The sequence below is a fragment of the Rhizobium sp. P1_B8 genome (assembly GCF_056406515.1).
The window spans coordinates 50490-65530 of sequence record NZ_JBFTZZ010000022.1 but is presented as its reverse complement, the minus strand read 5'-3'; the positions used below and the strand labels follow the sequence as shown (position 1 = coordinate 65530).

13 protein-coding genes and 1 pseudogene are annotated in these 15041 nt (G+C 62.2%); 8 read left to right on the top strand and 6 right to left on the bottom strand.

Annotated features, from left to right (window positions below):
• Positions 1–2: 2 nt before the first annotated feature.
• From AC1D2N_RS24170 to AC1D2N_RS24160, 3 genes are read right to left on the bottom strand one after another with little or no spacing between them, the layout of a single operon-like run.
• On the bottom strand, positions 3–1967 hold the full coding sequence (locus AC1D2N_RS24170; protein WP_018516921.1) for a sensor histidine kinase: 1965 nt from the start codon (positions 1965–1967) through the stop codon (positions 3–5).
• Positions 1964–2626: a response regulator gene (locus AC1D2N_RS24165; RefSeq protein WP_018516920.1), complete on the bottom strand. Its 663-nt coding sequence runs from the start codon at positions 2624–2626 to the stop codon at positions 1964–1966. The genes AC1D2N_RS24170 and AC1D2N_RS24165 overlap by 4 nt, the downstream gene beginning before the upstream one ends.
• On the bottom strand, positions 2623–3798 hold the full coding sequence (locus AC1D2N_RS24160) for a sensor histidine kinase (protein ID WP_018516919.1): 1176 nt from the start codon (positions 3796–3798) through the stop codon (positions 2623–2625). Before AC1D2N_RS24160 ends, AC1D2N_RS24165 begins: the two co-directional genes overlap by 4 nt.
• A gap of 144 nt (positions 3799–3942) precedes the next feature.
• Between AC1D2N_RS24160 and AC1D2N_RS24155 the strand changes: the two genes are divergently transcribed.
• The 4 genes and pseudogenes from AC1D2N_RS24155 (at position 3943) to AC1D2N_RS24140 (ending at position 5965) form a co-directional block, all read left to right on the top strand.
• A complete protein-coding gene (locus AC1D2N_RS24155; protein WP_018516918.1) occupies positions 3943–4401 on the top strand; it encodes an SgcJ/EcaC family oxidoreductase in 459 nt (152 codons plus the stop codon).
• Positions 4402–4610: 209 nt separating this feature from the next.
• The gene (locus tag AC1D2N_RS24150; RefSeq protein WP_018516917.1) at positions 4611–5168 is read left to right on the top strand and encodes a DUF3299 domain-containing protein; all 558 of its coding nucleotides are present in this window, start codon (positions 4611–4613) and stop codon (positions 5166–5168) included.
• Positions 5169–5309: 141 nt separating this feature from the next.
• Positions 5310–5558 (top strand): annotated as a pseudogene (locus AC1D2N_RS24145) (antitoxin); the annotation flags it as partial.
• The gene (locus tag AC1D2N_RS24140; protein WP_018516916.1) at positions 5555–5965 is read left to right on the top strand and encodes a type II toxin-antitoxin system VapC family toxin; all 411 of its coding nucleotides are present in this window, start codon (positions 5555–5557) and stop codon (positions 5963–5965) included. The pseudogene AC1D2N_RS24145 and the gene AC1D2N_RS24140, both read left to right, overlap by 4 nt.
• Positions 5966–6030: 65 nt before the next feature.
• Here the strand turns inward: AC1D2N_RS24140 and katG are convergent, their stop codons facing one another.
• Positions 6031–8217 carry a catalase/peroxidase HPI gene (katG, locus tag AC1D2N_RS24135; RefSeq protein ID WP_018245486.1) on the bottom strand — a complete coding sequence of 729 codons (2187 nt, stop codon included), beginning with the start codon at positions 8215–8217 and terminating at the stop codon, positions 6031–6033.
• A 146-nt stretch (positions 8218–8363) separates the two neighbouring features.
• On the opposite strand from katG, the gene AC1D2N_RS24130 reads away from it, so the two are divergent.
• Positions 8364–9278 carry a hydrogen peroxide-inducible genes activator gene (locus AC1D2N_RS24130; RefSeq protein ID WP_018516915.1) on the top strand — a complete coding sequence of 305 codons (915 nt, stop codon included), beginning with the start codon at positions 8364–8366 and terminating at the stop codon, positions 9276–9278.
• Positions 9279–9299: 21 nt separating this feature from the next.
• Here AC1D2N_RS24130 and panB read toward each other — a convergent pair whose 3' ends face one another.
• Both panB and panC read right to left on the bottom strand, forming a co-directional pair.
• A complete protein-coding gene (gene panB / locus AC1D2N_RS24125) occupies positions 9300–10121 on the bottom strand; it encodes a 3-methyl-2-oxobutanoate hydroxymethyltransferase (protein WP_018245488.1) in 822 nt (273 codons plus the stop codon).
• Complete coding sequence (gene panC, locus AC1D2N_RS24120) at positions 10118–11029, bottom strand: pantoate--beta-alanine ligase (RefSeq protein ID WP_477982152.1); 912 nt, start codon at positions 11027–11029, stop codon at positions 10118–10120. Before panC ends, panB begins: the two co-directional genes overlap by 4 nt.
• Positions 11030–11305: 276 nt before the next feature.
• On the opposite strand from panC, the gene AC1D2N_RS24115 reads away from it, so the two are divergent.
• The 3 genes from AC1D2N_RS24115 to AC1D2N_RS24105 all read left to right on the top strand — a co-directional run bounded on the left by AC1D2N_RS24115 (position 11306) and on the right by AC1D2N_RS24105 (position 14955).
• On the top strand, positions 11306–11779 hold the full coding sequence (locus tag AC1D2N_RS24115; protein WP_018245490.1) for a ProQ/FINO family protein: 474 nt from the start codon (positions 11306–11308) through the stop codon (positions 11777–11779).
• Between the two features lie 373 nt (positions 11780–12152).
• The gene (locus AC1D2N_RS24110) at positions 12153–13139 is read left to right on the top strand and encodes a cytochrome-c peroxidase (protein WP_018245491.1); all 987 of its coding nucleotides are present in this window, start codon (positions 12153–12155) and stop codon (positions 13137–13139) included.
• Between the two features lie 10 nt (positions 13140–13149).
• On the top strand, positions 13150–14955 hold the full coding sequence (locus AC1D2N_RS24105; protein ID WP_018245492.1) for a methyl-accepting chemotaxis protein: 1806 nt from the start codon (positions 13150–13152) through the stop codon (positions 14953–14955).
• The last annotated feature ends 86 nt before the right edge of the window (positions 14956–15041 follow it).

Sequence of the window (15041 nt, the reverse complement as noted above, 5' to 3'; positions counted from 1 at the left end):
TTCTATGGCGGACTTTCGACGGAGAGGCCTCGTCTTCGGGTTTCCTGCGTCGCCACGGGCGGGCGCGGCAAATCGACGTGGAAGGTGGCGCCACCTTCCGGACGATTGCTGAAGCCGAGCGCGCCGCCCATGGCATCGATCAGATGCCGCGACAGCGCCAGCCCGAGACCGGTCCCTTCTTGACCGATACGTTCTGCTCCCAGCCGATCGAATGGGGTGAAGAGCCGGGAAACGCGTTCCGCCGGGATGCCGGGACCCGTATCATTGACCTCGATCCGAATAGTGTCGCCGCCAATCTCGCGGTGGCTCACGGTCACGCTTCCCTGTTGACGATTGTATTTCACGGCATTTGAGAGAAGGTTCAGGAACACCTGGAGGAGACGCCGCCGGTCAGCCAGGACCGACAGATCTCGCTCGGGCTCGACAACCTCTATGCGGATCTGCTGCTTGCCGCAGAGCGGCCTCGCAAGCGACACCGCTTCATCGATCACATCGGCGACGCGTTGCGGTTCGATGGCAAGATCCATGCGCCCGGCCTCGATCCTCGCCATGTCGAGAACCTCGTCGATCAGGCTGAGCAGATGTCTGCCGGCCCTTAAAATTTGGGCGACGCTATCCCTGGAATCCGCATCGGTGACATCCATTTCCAGAAGCTGTGCGAAGCCGAGGACGGAATTCAACGGCGTGCGCAGCTCGTGGCTCATCCGCGACAGGAATTCGCTCTTGGCGTTGCTCGCGCGAACAGCATCCTCGCGGGCGGCAAGCAGGGCCTCTTCGATTTGCTTGCGCTCGGTAATATCTCGCGTGATTTTGGAAAAACCGCGCAGGCGGCCCGCCTCATCATGCAGGGCAGTCACAAGGACGTGAGACCAGAACCGAGAGCCGTCCTTGCGGATGCGCCAGCCTTCCGCCTCGGCCCGTCCGCCGCGGGCCGCCCTGGAAAGCTCTTCTGCCGGCAACGCGTCCCTGGTTTCGGCGGGATAGAAACGGGAAAAATGCTGGCCGATGATCTCTTCGGCCGCATAGCCGCTGATCCTCTCCGCGCCGGCATTCCAGCTCACAACCCGCCCTGTGGTATCGAGCCCGAAAATACCGTAGTCGCTGACGCCCTCGACCAATAGCCGGAAGCGCTCCTCGCTTTCTGTCAGATCAGCCTCGCGCTTTTTCAAAAGCACGCTTGCATCTTCGAGCGCCTGTTCGAGACTGCCGAGTTCATCACGGAAGGGATCCGCTACGCTGACGACATCGCCCCGCGACAGTCGGTGCGCTTGGGCTTTCAGGGCATGCACCCGACGGACGATGCTTGCCGAAAACAGGAAAACGGCGACGAGCGCTCCGGCAAAACCAAGGAAACCGGCAGCGATCATCAGGCTTCGGGACAGAGTGCGAACCCGGTCCGCGGCCTCGGTCCTCGCGTGGAGCAGATCCGCCTCCCGCCGGCTCATCGCGTCGATTTCCTGTCTCAGCACGTCGAGTACCTGCTTGCCCTCGATGAGTTTGGCCGCAAGGTCTTCGCGTCCGCCGGCGCGCAGGATGTCGGCCTGTTTCAGGAGTTGGAGACGATCGACCTTCGCGACGACGAGGGTGCGGATGCGTTCGAGACGGTTCTTTTGCTCTTCATCCCGCAACCGGCGACCGACTTCGTCGAGCACGACGGGCAGTCTTTCCTCAGCCCGGTTAAAGGGATCAAGAAAATCGGTTCTGCCGGTCAACAGATAACCCCGCATCGCGGTCGCCGCTTCGGCGATCGAGGCATGGATCTCCTGAATGCCCGACTGGATCTCGAGCGTGACCCGCACCTGATCCTCGGCAATCCGGCTCTGCCGGTCGGCCACGAAGACCGAGGCGAGGGCTGCAAGCAGCAGCGCCAGCGGCACCGTGATGATGACGATACCCTTCGCGCGAAGGGGAAGGTCGGCAAAGCGCCACGCCGTCAGGCGCCCCGTCGGGGTCATTGTCGCGGTCATGGTTGCTGCTCTTTCGATGCTTCGACGAGCCCGCCGCGAACGGCCATGACCGCGGCCTGCGTCCGGTCTCCGGCGCCCAGTTTGCCGATGATGCGCTCAACGTGGATCTTCACGGTACCGGGCGAGATCTTCAGGGCCCTGGCGATCTCCTTGTTGGTCAGGCCCTCGGCCACCTTCGACAGGACTTCGCGCTCCCGGATCGTCAGTGTCTCCAATGCGCTGCTGTTGGTCTGTGGCTTGGTGGCGGCGCGGCGCAATAGTTTTGCGACGAGCGGACCGTCGAAGAAGGCATCATCCTGAAGGACCCGCCGGATCGTGCGGAGAATGTCTTCCCGGCTGGCGTCCTTGAGCAGGTAGCCCGTAGCGCCGGCCTCGATCGCCGCTTCCAGGTAGTCGAGGCTGTCATGCATCGTGATGATCATGACGCGTGTTCCCGGCGACACGCGCCGGATCTCCCTCGTCGCGGCGAGGCCGTCCAGGCGAGGCATGCGGATGTCGAGGAGAGCAAGATCCGGTTTGTGCAGCGTACAGGCCTCCACCGCTTCCACGCCGTCGCGCACGTCCCAGGCGACATGAAAATCGTCTTCACCGCCGATCATGGCGATAAGGCCTGCACGGGCGATATCATGATCGTCGGCGACAAGGATCGATGCCGTCATTCTGATGTCGTCTCCTGCGAAATCGGAGCGGTGGCGCGCACATGTGTGCCCCCCGAAGACCCCACGCTGATCTCGATCCGGCCGCCGAGCAGCGCCAGCCGTTCACGCATGCCGACAATGCCTAGGTGCCCGCCCCGCATCTGGGGATGGCGCAGCTCGCCGATGCCTTTGCCATCATCGATCACTTCGAGATGCGCTTCGCCCGCGCCATCCTCGAAGAGACGGACGACCAGCCGGCTCCCCTCGGCGTGCTTGATGACATTGGTGATCGCTTCCTGCGCGACACGATAGAAGATGATTCCCGTCGATGCCGGCCAGCGATCGGCGGCGGCATCGAGATCGGCGATCACCTCGAGATCATCGATCGCATCCAGACGCGTGCGCAGGGCCGCGGCGACGCCGAGATCATCGAGCTCGGGCGGGCGAAGGTCGGCGATGGCCGCCCTGAGATCGGCAACGGAATGGCGCGCGAGCGCGGCGAGCTGGTCGATCTCGGGTTTCAGGGCGTGCGCGTCGCCAATGCGGGCCGCAAGGTCCTGCAGCCGATAGCTGAGGCCTGCTGCAAGTTGCGCCGAGCCGTCATGAAGATCGAGCGCCACTCGCTGCCGCTCCTGCTCCTGCGCCTGGATCAGCTGCGCGACAAGGGCCGCGAGCTCACTGCGCTGCCGCTGGAGATCGCCGAGAAGCGCCTGATTTTCCGCCGCCTGCCGGTTAAGATTGTAGGCGTCGGCGAGCTGCCCCGCCACCACCTCCAATGTCTGCCGGTCGTCGGCATCGATGGCGCGCGCTTTTGACGATCCGATGATCGTCAGGCAGAGATCGGAGCCGGCTTGCGAGGCAAACAAGATGTTATCGCTTTCCGGGATCGTTGACTTACCCACCGACAGCTGCACGGGTACTTTTCCCTGGAACGACGGAAAAACGAGCCTGGCAAGCGATGCTCCCGCGAAGTCTGCAAGCCGGGACAGAGCGTCCAGGGCAGCCGTTTCGAATGCCGCGGCATCGAGCAGGTTCTGCACTTCGATGATGAAACGCAGACGAGCCGCCCGCGCTTCCGCGGCCCGGTAAAGAGCCCGCAGTTCTGCAACGTTTGGCGAGTGCGTTGGACTTGTATTGTGCTCCATGCCGAACAGGACTGCTCCGAAGATGAATGACGCCGGCACGATAGTCATTCCGGCGGGAATGTCATCTATGCCGTTCGGCAGATCGGATCGAAGCCACCCGGCAGATGAGGCGGCAGCACAGGATACTTAAATTGCTGGTCATGCGGTTGACCGATGCGATGTCCGCCGGAACCGCCACATAGGAAAGTCAAAATGCGTACCATCATTGCTGCCGCCCTCGTTCTCGGTTTCGTACAGGTCCAGTCGGCCGCGGCGGCTACCGAAATCGCAACCTGTGCGCCGACAAGCGAGCCGGAAATCGCCAAGCTCTTCGACCGCTGGAATACCTCGCTCGCGACGCTGAGCCCCCAGGAGGTCGCCAAGAACTACAGTGAGGACTCCGTGCTTCTCGCGACCTTGTCGGACAAACCTCGTCTGACGCAGGCGGAGCGGATCGACTATTTCGAGCATTTCCTGGCGAACGAGCCCAAAGGCCACATCGACAGCCGCGACATCCAGATCGGATGTAACTGGGCCGTCGACGTCGGCACTTACACCTTCAGCCTGAAGGACGGCTCGAAGGTTCCGGCCCGCTACACCTATACCTATGAGTTCAAGGACGGGAATTGGCTGATCACCTCGCACCACTCTTCGATGATGCCGGAGAAGTAAGGCCCCATCGTTCTGTTGGTCCGGCAGGGAGACCCCGTGTTCACCCCACGCGGGGTCTCCTGACTGCTGACGAAGCACGCCAACGTCTCTTTCGTCATGCTCGGGCCTCTGCCGAGCGCGCCGGAAGCTTTGACGGCCGAACCGGATCGAGAGTAGCATCCTCACTGCAGCGGCAAGGTGGTCGAAGCGGCCGGCCCGGTGGAGATGCAATGATGAAAGACAAACCTTTCCTCCTGACGTTCGCGGCGCTGGCATTTGGTTCCGCATGGCCAATTTCTAACGCCTTCGCTGCCGCACAGCCTATCTTCTGGAGCGCTTTACGGCCGGCCGATCAGCCCAAAGCGACAGTGCCGCTGTCGGGCAAGGCGGTAAGCGGCCCACAGGGCGAAACACTCGCCTGGCATGGCGAGGAACATCCGATCGAATTGACGGGCTTCGTTCTGCCGATCGACCAGGACGGCGATCTTGTCTACGAATTCATGCTCGTGCCTTGGGCCGGAGCCTGCAGTCACATGCCGTCTCCTCCACCCAACCAACTGGTTCGTGTCGTTCCGGAAGAGCCATTGCACCTGGCAAGAATGTACGAGAGTGTCACCGTGACGGGTAACCTGCGACCCGGCCTGGATCAGGCGCAATTCTTCATGATCGACGGTGACCGCGTCCTCACCTACGGCTACAGCATAAGCCATGCCCAGGTAGCGACAGTAACGGCGACGACTGATCCCGATCTGCTGTCACTTTCGCCTTTCGGCATTCTGCCTCGCTAGAACAGGATGATTTTAGGCCTGTTCGGCCTAAAATCTAAATCCGTTCGAAGGCGCAGAGACGGCTTCTTGCATCACTCCCGCCAGTCGCGTGTATACAACGGCATATATACAAACTGCGGAGGAGTCCCTATGCCGCAATAAGCGCGTGTCTTTCAATCCGGCAATTCGCAAGCCGTCCGGCCGCCGAAGGAATTCCGCTTCGACGTCGACCAGGTGGAGGTGACGCGGGAGGGCGATGCTGTGATCCTTCGGCCACGGGCCGATCGCGGCATGCGGTGGGCATCGTTGCATAGCGCCTTGGAGCGCGGCCTCAGCGACGATTTCATGGCGGAAGGGCGGGAGCAGCCGGAGGGGCAGGACAGGCCTGATCTTCAGGACCTGTTCAAGTGATCACACATCTTATCGACACCAATGCGCTAATCGCCCTGATCGGCAGAAAATCCGAAATACTGCTGAAGCGCGTGATCGACAGCGACGAGAGATCGATCGGGCTGTCGACCGTGGTGATGCACGAGCTCTATCATGGCGCCTATAAAAGCACGAAAACTTCCTACAATCTCGAAACCCTGCGCCTGTTCGTGGCGGATTTCTCAGTCGTCGGCTTCGAGCAGGAGGATGCGTTGGCCGCTGGGGAGATCCGTGCCGCATTGGCGGCAAAGGGAACGCCGATCGGCCCCTATGATGTTCTGATCGCCGCTCACGCGAGGACCCGGGATCTGGTTCTCGTCACCAACAATGTCGGGGTATTCCGCCGCGTCGATGGTCTGCTTGTCGAGGACTGGACGGTCGGGCGATAGATCCCGCCTCCGATGAAAAAATGCCCGGGCGCAGCCGAAACTGCGCCCGGGTAAAATGCTGCCGATCAGACGAGGTCGAAGCGGTCGGCGTTCATGACCTTGTTCCAGGCGGCGACGAAGTCCTTGACGAACTTCCCCTTGGCGTCGGCCTGGCCGTAGACTTCGGCGAAGGCGCGAAGCTGCGAGTGCGAGCCGAAGATCAGGTCAACGCGGGTGCCGGTCCACTTGGCAGCGCCGGTCTTGCGGTCGCGGCCTTCATAGACGCCTTCCTTGCCGGCGACAGGAACCCACTGCGTGCCCATGTCGAGCAGGTTGACGAAGAAGTCGTTCGTCAGCGTCTCGGGACGCGAGGTGAAGACGCCGTGCTCGGGGGCGCCGGCCTTCAGCACGCGCAGGCCGCCGACGAGGGCGGTCATTTCAGGTCCGGTCAGCGTCAGCAACTGGGCGCGGTCGACGAGCGCTTCTTCCGGCTTCATGAACTGATGGCGCTTGCCGTTCACGTAATTGCGGAAGCCGTCGATACGCGGCTCGAGCGCTGCGAAGGAATGCGCGTCGGTCTGGGCTTCGGAAGCATCCATGCGGCCCGGCGTGAAGGGCACGCTGACGGCGTTGCCGCCGGCCGCTGCCGCCTTCTCGACACCGGCAGCACCGGCGAGAACGATCAGGTCGGCCAGCGAGATCTTCTTGGCCCCGGTCTGGGCGGCGTTGAAGTCCTTCTGGATGCCTTCGAGAACGCCGAGCACCTTGGCGAGCTGGGCGGGCTGATTGGCGTCCCAGTCCTTCTGCGGGGCAAGACGGACGCGCGCGCCATTGGCGCCGCCGCGCTTGTCGGAGCCGCGGAAGGTCGACGCCGACGCCCAGGCGGTCGAGACCAGTTCCTGCACGGTAAGGCCGGTGGCGAGAACCTTTTCCTTCAGTTCGGCAATGTCCTTGTCGTCGACGAGCGGATGGTCGACGGCCGGGATCACATCCTGCCAGATCAAGTCTTCGGCCGGAACTTCCGGGCCGAGATAGCGCACCTTCGGTCCCATGTCGCGGTGGGTCAGCTTGAACCAGGCGCGGGCGAAAGCGTCGGCGAACTCGCCGGGATTTTCGAGGAAGTGGCGCGAGATCTTCTCGTAGGTCGGATCGAAACGCAGCGCGAGATCGCTCGTCAGCATGGTCGGCAGGTGCCTCTTCGAGGCGTCGTAGGCATCCGGAATGGAGGCTTCGGCATTTTTGGCCTGCCACTGCTTCGCGCCGGCCGGGCTCGTCGTCAGTTCCCATTCGAAGGCGAAGAGGTTTTCGAAGAAGTAGTTGCTCCACTTGGTCGGTGTCTGCGACCAGGTGACTTCGAGGCCGGCGGTGATGGCATCCTTGCCGACGCCGGTGCCGAACGAGCTCTTCCAGCCGAGACCCTGGTCCTCGATTGCGCCGCCTTCCGGCTCGGCGCCGATCAGGGACGGGTCGCCGGCGCCATGCGTCTTGCCGAAGGTGTGGCCGCCGGCGATCAGCGCCACGGTCTCTTCGTCGTTCATCGCCATGCGAGCGAAGGTTTCGCGGATGTCGCGGGCGGAAGCCAGCGGATCGGAATTGCCGTTCGGGCCTTCGGGGTTGACATAGATGAGGCCCATCTGCACGGCGCCGAGCGGCTCTGCCAGCTCGCGTTCGCCGCTGTAGCGCTCATCGCCCAGCCAGGTTCCCTCAGGGCCCCAGAACAGTTCCTCAGGCTCCCAGACGTCGGCGCGGCCGCCGGCGAAACCAAAGGTCTTGAAGCCCATGGATTCGAGCGCGACGTTGCCGGTGAGGATCAGAAGGTCAGCCCAGGAGATGCGGTTGCCGTATTTCTGCTTGATCGGCCAGAGCAGGCGGCGGGCCTTGTCGAGGTTGGCATTGTCAGGCCAGCTGTTGAGCGGCGCGAAACGCTGCTGGCCCTGGCCGGCGCCGCCGCGACCGTCGGTGATGCGGTAGGTGCCGGCGCTGTGCCAGGCCATGCGGATGAACAGGCCGCCGTAATGACCGAAATCGGCCGGCCACCAATCCTGTGAATCCGTCATCAGCGCGTGAAGATCCTTCTTCAGGCCGTCGAGATCGAGCTTTTTGAACTCCTCGGCATAGTCGAAGGCTTGCCCGAGCGGGTCGGCGCGGCCGGAATTGTGGTGAAGAATCTGCACATTCAGCTGGTCCGGCCACCAGTCGCGATTCGATCGGCTGCGAGGCGTATTGCCGTGGGCAACAGGACATTTGCCTGCGCTGTCAGTGGGATTGTCCATGATCGTCTCCTTCGTTGCTTGATCTGTCTGCGCGTAAAAAAGATGAGCCGAGCTTACGCCCCACTCTCCCCTTGTGGCAGTCTTCATATCGGAAGCGCGTCATAATTTTAAGTTGGATTTACTGATCGTTGCGATAAGCTGAGGTTATGAAGAACCTTACCCTGAAACAGCTACGTTATTTTGAAGCCCTGGCCAGAGATGGCCGCTTCCGACGCGCTGCCGACGCCTGTGCGATCTCCCAGCCGGCATTGTCAATGCAAATCAAAGAACTTGAGCAAGAGTTGGGCGGTGAGCTTTTCGAGCGTAATGCGCGTGAGGTGAAGCTGACCGCCTTCGGTCAGACCGTGGCTCTCAGGATCCGCGATATACTGCGTGGCGTGGATGAGTTGGCGGAGCTGGCGCGGACCTCGCGCGATCCCTTCCTGACGCGGCTGCGCATCGGCATCATCCCAACGATTGCACCCTATCTGTTGCCAGCGATCATCAACGATCTGAACAGGAGCTTTGCCGGTATCCAGATCGAGGTGCGTGAGACGCAGACGTCGAAGCTGGTTCAGGAGTTGGCGCAAGGCCAGCTGGACACTGCAATCGTTGCTTTGCCCGTGTCCGAACCCTCCCTGGCCGAGCACGAGCTCTTCAAGGAAGAGTTCGTGCTGGTCCGGCGGCCCGAAGACGAGGGCAAGCCGGTGCCCGAACGCGAGGCGCTGCGCGAAATGCGGTTGCTGCTGCTTGAGGAAGGCCATTGCTTTCGCGATCAGGCCTTGTCGTTCTGCAAGATAGGGCCGGCCCGCCCCCGGGAAGTCATGGAAGGCAGCTCTTTATCCACTCTGGTTCAGATGGTCAGCGCCGGTATTGGCATCACCCTGATTCCGGAGATGGCTGTTCCTCTCGAAACGCGCTCGGCGCATGTTTCGATTTCGCGCTTCCAGTCTCCGCAGCCGTCGCGAACGATCGGAATGATTTGGCGCCATTCGACGCCCATGGCCAAACAGCTCGTGCAGGTTTCAGAGGCGGTTCGCCGATCAGCCGACAGCATGCGCGAACAGTATGTCGCGCGGTGATGGACCTGGTATCGCCTCGTCTCAGGACCGCCGTTTGAAGGTGTGCTCCGCTGCCGGAAACTGTCGCGACCGGACCTCGCCGGCATAAGCGGCGGCGGCGGCCGAAATCCTCTTGCCGAGTTCGTCGTAGCGCTTGACGAAACGCGGGATGAAATCGTTGAAGAGCCCCAGAATGTCGTCGGAGACCAGAACCTGACCGTCGCAGGCGGAGGAGGCGCCGATACCGATGGTCGGGATGTGCATGGCGCCGGTCACCTCGCGGGCGAGCGGCTCCACCGTGCCCTCGATGACGACGGCAAAGGCGCCAGAGCCGCCGATGGCATGAGCGTCGCGCCGGATCTTCGACGTCTCGTGTTCGGAATGACCGACCGAACGATAGCCGCCAGCGGTTTGGACCTGCTGCGGCATCAGACCGATATGCCCCATGACCGGGACCCCGCGCTTGGTCAGAAAGGCGATGGTCTCGGCCATCTCCTCGCCGCCCTCGAGCTTGATGGCATCGCAGCCGGTTTCCTGCAGGATGCGGACAGCGTTGCGGAAGGCGATCTCCTTCGATTCCTGGTAGGTGCCGAACGGCATGTCGACAACGACGCAGGCCTTGTCGACGCCGCGCATCACCGCCTTGCCGTGGGCGATCATCATGTCGAGCGTGACGCCGATGGTGGACTCCATGCCATAGAGCACCATGCCGAGCGAATCCCCGACCAGCAAGAGGTCGCAATGTTCGTCAAGCAGCCGCGCCATGGGCGTCGTATAGGCGGTCAGGCAGACGATCGGCTTGCCGCCCTTCATGGCTGAAATGCGCGCTGGTGTCAGGCGCTTCTGAATTCCGGCCGCGCTCATCTGGTCACTCCCTTTCCCGGCAAGCCCCGCCCGCCGATAACCCGGTTGCCCCCGGCAACTCGGTTGTCGACAACAACCCTGTTGTCCAGAAGCCGTGTCGAGCCGACCCGAACGAAAAGCGCCACGACGACAGGCTCTGCGATCGACGTGACCGGCTGCAGCGTTGAGGCATCCCTGACGGCGACGACCTCGGGCTTTGCCAGAGGTTCGCGACTAAGAAATGCCGTGAGCTTTGCCTCGAGTTCCGCCGGATCGGCAAGGCCGCCGGCGACCAGGCGCTCCGCCTCGTCAAGGGTCTGGGGGACAATCACCGCGGCACGCCGCTCCGCCTCGCTGAGATAGACGTTGCGCGACGACAATGCGAGGCCGTCGCTATCCCTGACCGTCGGCACGGATATCACGCGCACCGGCACGGCCAGATCGTCCACTATGCGCTTGATGATGACGACCTGTTGGTAATCCTTTTCTCCGAAATAGGCGGTCTGCGGCTGGACGATGTTGAAAAGCTTGCAGACGACAGTGGCGACGCCGGCAAAATGTCCGGGCCGGACCGCCCCTTCGAGTTCGCGGCCGAGATCGGGAACGTCGACGACAGCAAGCATCGGGCGAGGATACATATCCTCAACGCCGGGCGAAAAGAGGAAATTGACGCCGGCTTGCCTCAGCATGGTGGCATCGCGCTCCAGATCGCGCGGATATTTGCTGAGGTCTTCCGCCGGGCCGAACTGCAGCGGATTGACGAAAATCGAGACGACGACGATGTCGTTTTCGGCGCGAGCGCGCGAGACGAGCTCCATATGACCGGCGTGGAGATAGCCCATCGTCGGGACGAGGCCGACGGTCCGACCCTGCCGCCTCAGCGCATCGAGCGTATGGCGCAGCTCGTCAATGCTCGAGAAAACCCGCATATATCCTCCCCCGGTCGGTCACTCCATCTTGGGCGCGGATATGAAGTGTAATCGATGTGGCAGGTCAATGCATATTTCTCGATAAAAACGATTAGATGCAAATGGCAGCCGACGACACCAGGCTCCATTAGCTCTGGGAAACGGCATTTCGCCACAGGGCTCCCGCGCTGCGTTCGCAGGCTTGCAGTGGAACCGACGATGTGCGACTTCCGTTGCTCACCCTGTCCGTCAAGATACTATCACAGTCGGTCGCTATGGACGTTACATGGAGGACGCATGGACAAGCCCTGGAAGATCAGCCGCGGACCGATTGCGGCAACCGAGCTCGACGTGGAGAAGGCAAACGCGATCAGCACGTTGCTGATCCGGCCAGTCGGCGTCCTTCCGGCCAAGGCGGGAGATCCGGTCCTCCCTTTTGCCGTCGGCCTTTTCAATGAACTCCGACCGCTCCTGAAGCCCGATGCCGGCGTCACGACGCTGCGGCGGGCGACCGCTGCCTATGTCCACTGCCGGCGCTACTATTTTGCCAGCGCCCAGCCCGATTCCATGCGCCACGGCCTTGACGGCGAACCCGTCGAACCACTGTCGTCCGAAGACCGGATGGTCGCGCAAAAACGCTTCCTGAGCGTCAAGCAGACCACCGGTAAGACAGACGCGCCAGAGCCGACACCACCGGTTCCTCCTCCCTCGTTGAGCAAAAGCGAACAGATCCGCGCAGCCCTCCTCGGCAAGAGAAGCGCCGTCAGCTAGAGCGGGGATGAGGTTTGCTCAAACAAGCTACCTTGAAGTCGTTTGCAGTTTGCCGCGTGATGGTGCGGAGAACTTTTCCAGTTTGCATAGATCGTTTCGCTGGCTCCAGCTGGTCGATCTCCTCAAAGCCTCATATCTCGACATTTGCTCGGCTCGTTCCTGAGTGCGCCAAGCAAGGCCGGAACCGTGGTCGTCATTCTGAAGGGCAATAGTTGGAGCATGATATTGTCTTTCGGGGCGATCAATATCCGCGAGCGTCACGTTGGCCCCCAAACTTTCGTGTGTAACTCAGGTATTGATTGCTTTACATAGATTTAACGTAATGACGCTAATTTTAGCATAATCCAGAACCAAGTTCGGACTTGCTAGAACGATGCGTTTCCTGATTGCAGCCTCCTTACTCGCATTGGCCGTCGTCCAGCCTGGCGCGGCCGCCGATCTTTCCGCGTATAAGCGGCCGCTGACAGTCCCTTTCGAGGGCGTGACGGCCTACTCCCCTCAACTGGCGACGCTCGGCAAGATGCTGTTCTTCGACCCGCGGCTTTCCGGCAACAAGAACATGACCTGCGCCAGCTGTCATAACCCTTCCTTCGGCTTCGAGACACCGGTGACGACGCCGATCGGCGCGGCCAATACCGCGCTCGCGCGCCAGGCGCCGACGGTCCTGAATGTTGCCTGGGTCTCGCCCTTCTTCTGGGATGGCCGCGCGCCGAACCTGGAGGAGCAAGCGGCAGGTCCGATTACGGCTGCCGCAGAAATGAACGGCAAGCTCGACACCGCCGTGACCGAAATGCAGGGCATACCTGATTACAAGAAGTGGTTCGACGAGGTATTCCCTGACAAGGGCGTCACCAAGGAGACGATGCTGACGGCGATCGCCACCTATGAGCGGACAGTGGTTTCCAACTGGTCGCCCTTCGACCGCTGGGTGGACGGCGACGAGAAGGCGGTCTCCGACAGCGCCAAACGGGGCTTCGAGCTGTTCACCGGCGCCGCCGGCTGTTCCTCCTGCCACACAGGCTGGAACTTCACCGACAACAAGTTCCATGACATCGGCTTGCCGAGCGACGATATCGGCCGCTACAAGATCGATGCGAGCAGCCCTGACAACAAATATGCCTTCAAGACGCCCGGCCTGCGCAACACGCTCTACCGTGGCCCCTATATGCATGACGGCAGCCTGAAGAGCATGGACGAGGTGATCGTCCATTATGAAAGCGGCGGCGTCAGCCGTCCGTCCCTTGATCGGGCGATGTCTCCCTTCCTGCTGACGGACCAGGAGAACAAAGATCTGATCGCGTTCTTGGGAACTCTGACAGCCGAAAAGCAAGACATCCCCCTGCCGACGCTGCCGAACTGAGGTGCAGGCAATGAAACTCTCCATACGCATGCAGATTCTCGCTCCGATGGTGGTCACGATCGTCGTCGGCTTCGGCAGCGCATTCCTGATCGGCTACCAGGCGATCCTCGGCCAGACCCAGGTCGCTGCGGTGGTGCAGGAGGCGGTGAACGCCAAGATAGCCTCGGCCCATATCGAACAGCAGTTCAAGGAAGCCACTTCCGTGGTGGACCGGGTGCTGTCGATGACGAACTTCGTCCCGGCGGCCGAGATCAAGGCCGGGTTCGAAGAGAGCAACGGCGCGCTGGTGCAGTCGCTCGATAAGCTTGGCAGCGTCGATCTCGCCGGTTCACTGACCGAGGGCGTCCGGTCGCTCCGCCAGGCCCATGATGCCTGGGAAAAGGACGTCAGGATCAGTCTCGGGCTGCAGCAGGCGGACGAAGTCCCGACGGCCGAGAAGCTGGCGCGCTCGCAGCAGGCGATCCTTACCGGCATTGCCGCCGTCAATACGATCGTCGACAAAATAGCAACCGAGAGCGTCGCTGCCGCCGGCAGCGCGCTGGAATCGAAGATCGAAATCGAACTGGCATTGGGGGCCATTGCCGCGATCGTTGGCCTCGGCATTCTCATCGCCATCGCCCGGCATGTGTCGCGCCCGATCCAGCGCATCACCCAATCCATGCAGGAACTCGCAGCCGGTGAGACGGATAAGGTGATCCCCTATGCGGGGCGTCGCGACGAAATCGGCCTGATGGCCGGTTCGGTGGAAGTCTTCCGTCAGAATGCCATCGCCCGCGGACAACTCGAAAGCGAGGCCGAGGAGAACCGTCGCCTGGCGGAAGCAAACCGGCTGGCGGACCAGGAGCAGGCGGAGCTGAGCGCGGCGGAACGGCTGACGGTCGCCACCTCAGGCCTTGCCGCCGGCCTGAAGCGGCTCGCCCAGGGCGATCTCGCCTTCAAGCTGGCGGATGCGTTCGCGCCGGAATTCGAGCCGCTGAGGCATGATTTCAACGCCTCCGTCAAGCAACTCGGCGATACGCTTCTTTCCGTTTCCGAAAGCGTTTCGATCATCAATTCAGGCACTCGCGAAATCAGCAACGGCTCCAACGAACTCTCCGGCCGCACCGAACGGCAGGCGGCGACGCTCGAACAGACCGCCGCGGCGCTGAACGCCGTTACCGCCAAGGTCACGGAAGCTTTCGAGATCGCCAAAGAGGCTCGCAGCGTCGCCGACGACGCCAACCGCAGCGCCATGGCTTCGGGCAAGGTGGTGGCCCAGACAGTCGAGGCCATGGATCAGATCCAGGAATCCTCCAAGCAGATCAACAACATCATCGGCGTCATCGATCAGATTGCCTTCCAGACCAATTTGTTGGCGCTCAATGCCGGTGTGGAGGCCGCCCGGGCCGGCGAAGCCGGCAAAGGTTTCGCCGTTGTCGCCCAGGAAGTGCGCGAACTTGCGCAACGCTCGGCCCAAGCCGCCAAAGAGATCAAGGACCTGATCGGGCGGGCATCCGCCAACGTCGCCAGCGGCGTTGAACTGGTCAGCCACACCGGCGCAGCGCTTGGCGATATCGGCCGCTTCATTGCCGATATCAATCAGCGCATGGAAGCGCTGGCGGCCTCGGCGCGCGAACAGGCGACGAACCTGTCGGAGGTCAATTCGGCAATGGGCCAGCTCGACCAGGTGACCCAGCAGAACGCTTCGATGGTGGAGGAAACCACAGCCGCCAGCATCACGCTCGCCAGCGAGGCCGAGCGCCTGCGCGAACTGGTTACGCAGTTCGAATTGGGCAGGACACAGCCCGACACCCGAACGTATCGCGACGCAGCCTGAACCGAGCGCGGAAAACCGACCGTGAAGGACTGAGAGTTTCGGGGCCGGGGGCGCGGAAAACGCGCCCCCGGCTGGCGCCGGCCGAA

Excerpts from the sequence above, each read along its gene's own strand:
- AC1D2N_RS24130 (WP_018516915.1), top strand. The coding sequence starts at position 8,364 with ATGAAGAACCTTACCCTGAAACAGCTACGTTATTTTGAAGCCCTGGCC.
- AC1D2N_RS24155 (WP_018516918.1), top strand. The coding sequence starts at position 3,943 with ATGCGTACCATCATTGCTGCCGCCCTCGTTCTCGGTTTCGTACAGGTC.
- katG (WP_018245486.1), bottom strand. The coding sequence starts at position 8,217 with ATGGACAATCCCACTGACAGCGCAGGCAAATGTCCTGTTGCCCACGGC.
- AC1D2N_RS24170 (WP_018516921.1), bottom strand. The coding sequence starts at position 1,967 with ATGACCGCGACAATGACCCCGACGGGGCGCCTGACGGCGTGGCGCTTT.
- AC1D2N_RS24150 (WP_018516917.1), top strand. The coding sequence starts at position 4,611 with ATGATGAAAGACAAACCTTTCCTCCTGACGTTCGCGGCGCTGGCATTT.
- panC (WP_477982152.1), bottom strand. The coding sequence starts at position 11,029 with ATGCGGGTTTTCTCGAGCATTGACGAGCTGCGCCATACGCTCGATGCG.
- AC1D2N_RS24110 (WP_018245491.1), top strand. The coding sequence starts at position 12,153 with ATGCGTTTCCTGATTGCAGCCTCCTTACTCGCATTGGCCGTCGTCCAG.
- panB (WP_018245488.1), bottom strand. The coding sequence starts at position 10,121 with ATGAGCGCGGCCGGAATTCAGAAGCGCCTGACACCAGCGCGCATTTCA.
- AC1D2N_RS24160 (WP_018516919.1), bottom strand. The coding sequence starts at position 3,798 with ATGACTATCGTGCCGGCGTCATTCATCTTCGGAGCAGTCCTGTTCGGC.
- AC1D2N_RS24165 (WP_018516920.1), bottom strand. The coding sequence starts at position 2,626 with ATGACGGCATCGATCCTTGTCGCCGACGATCATGATATCGCCCGTGCA.
- AC1D2N_RS24105 (WP_018245492.1), top strand. The coding sequence starts at position 13,150 with ATGAAACTCTCCATACGCATGCAGATTCTCGCTCCGATGGTGGTCACG.
- AC1D2N_RS24115 (WP_018245490.1), top strand. The coding sequence starts at position 11,306 with ATGGACAAGCCCTGGAAGATCAGCCGCGGACCGATTGCGGCAACCGAG.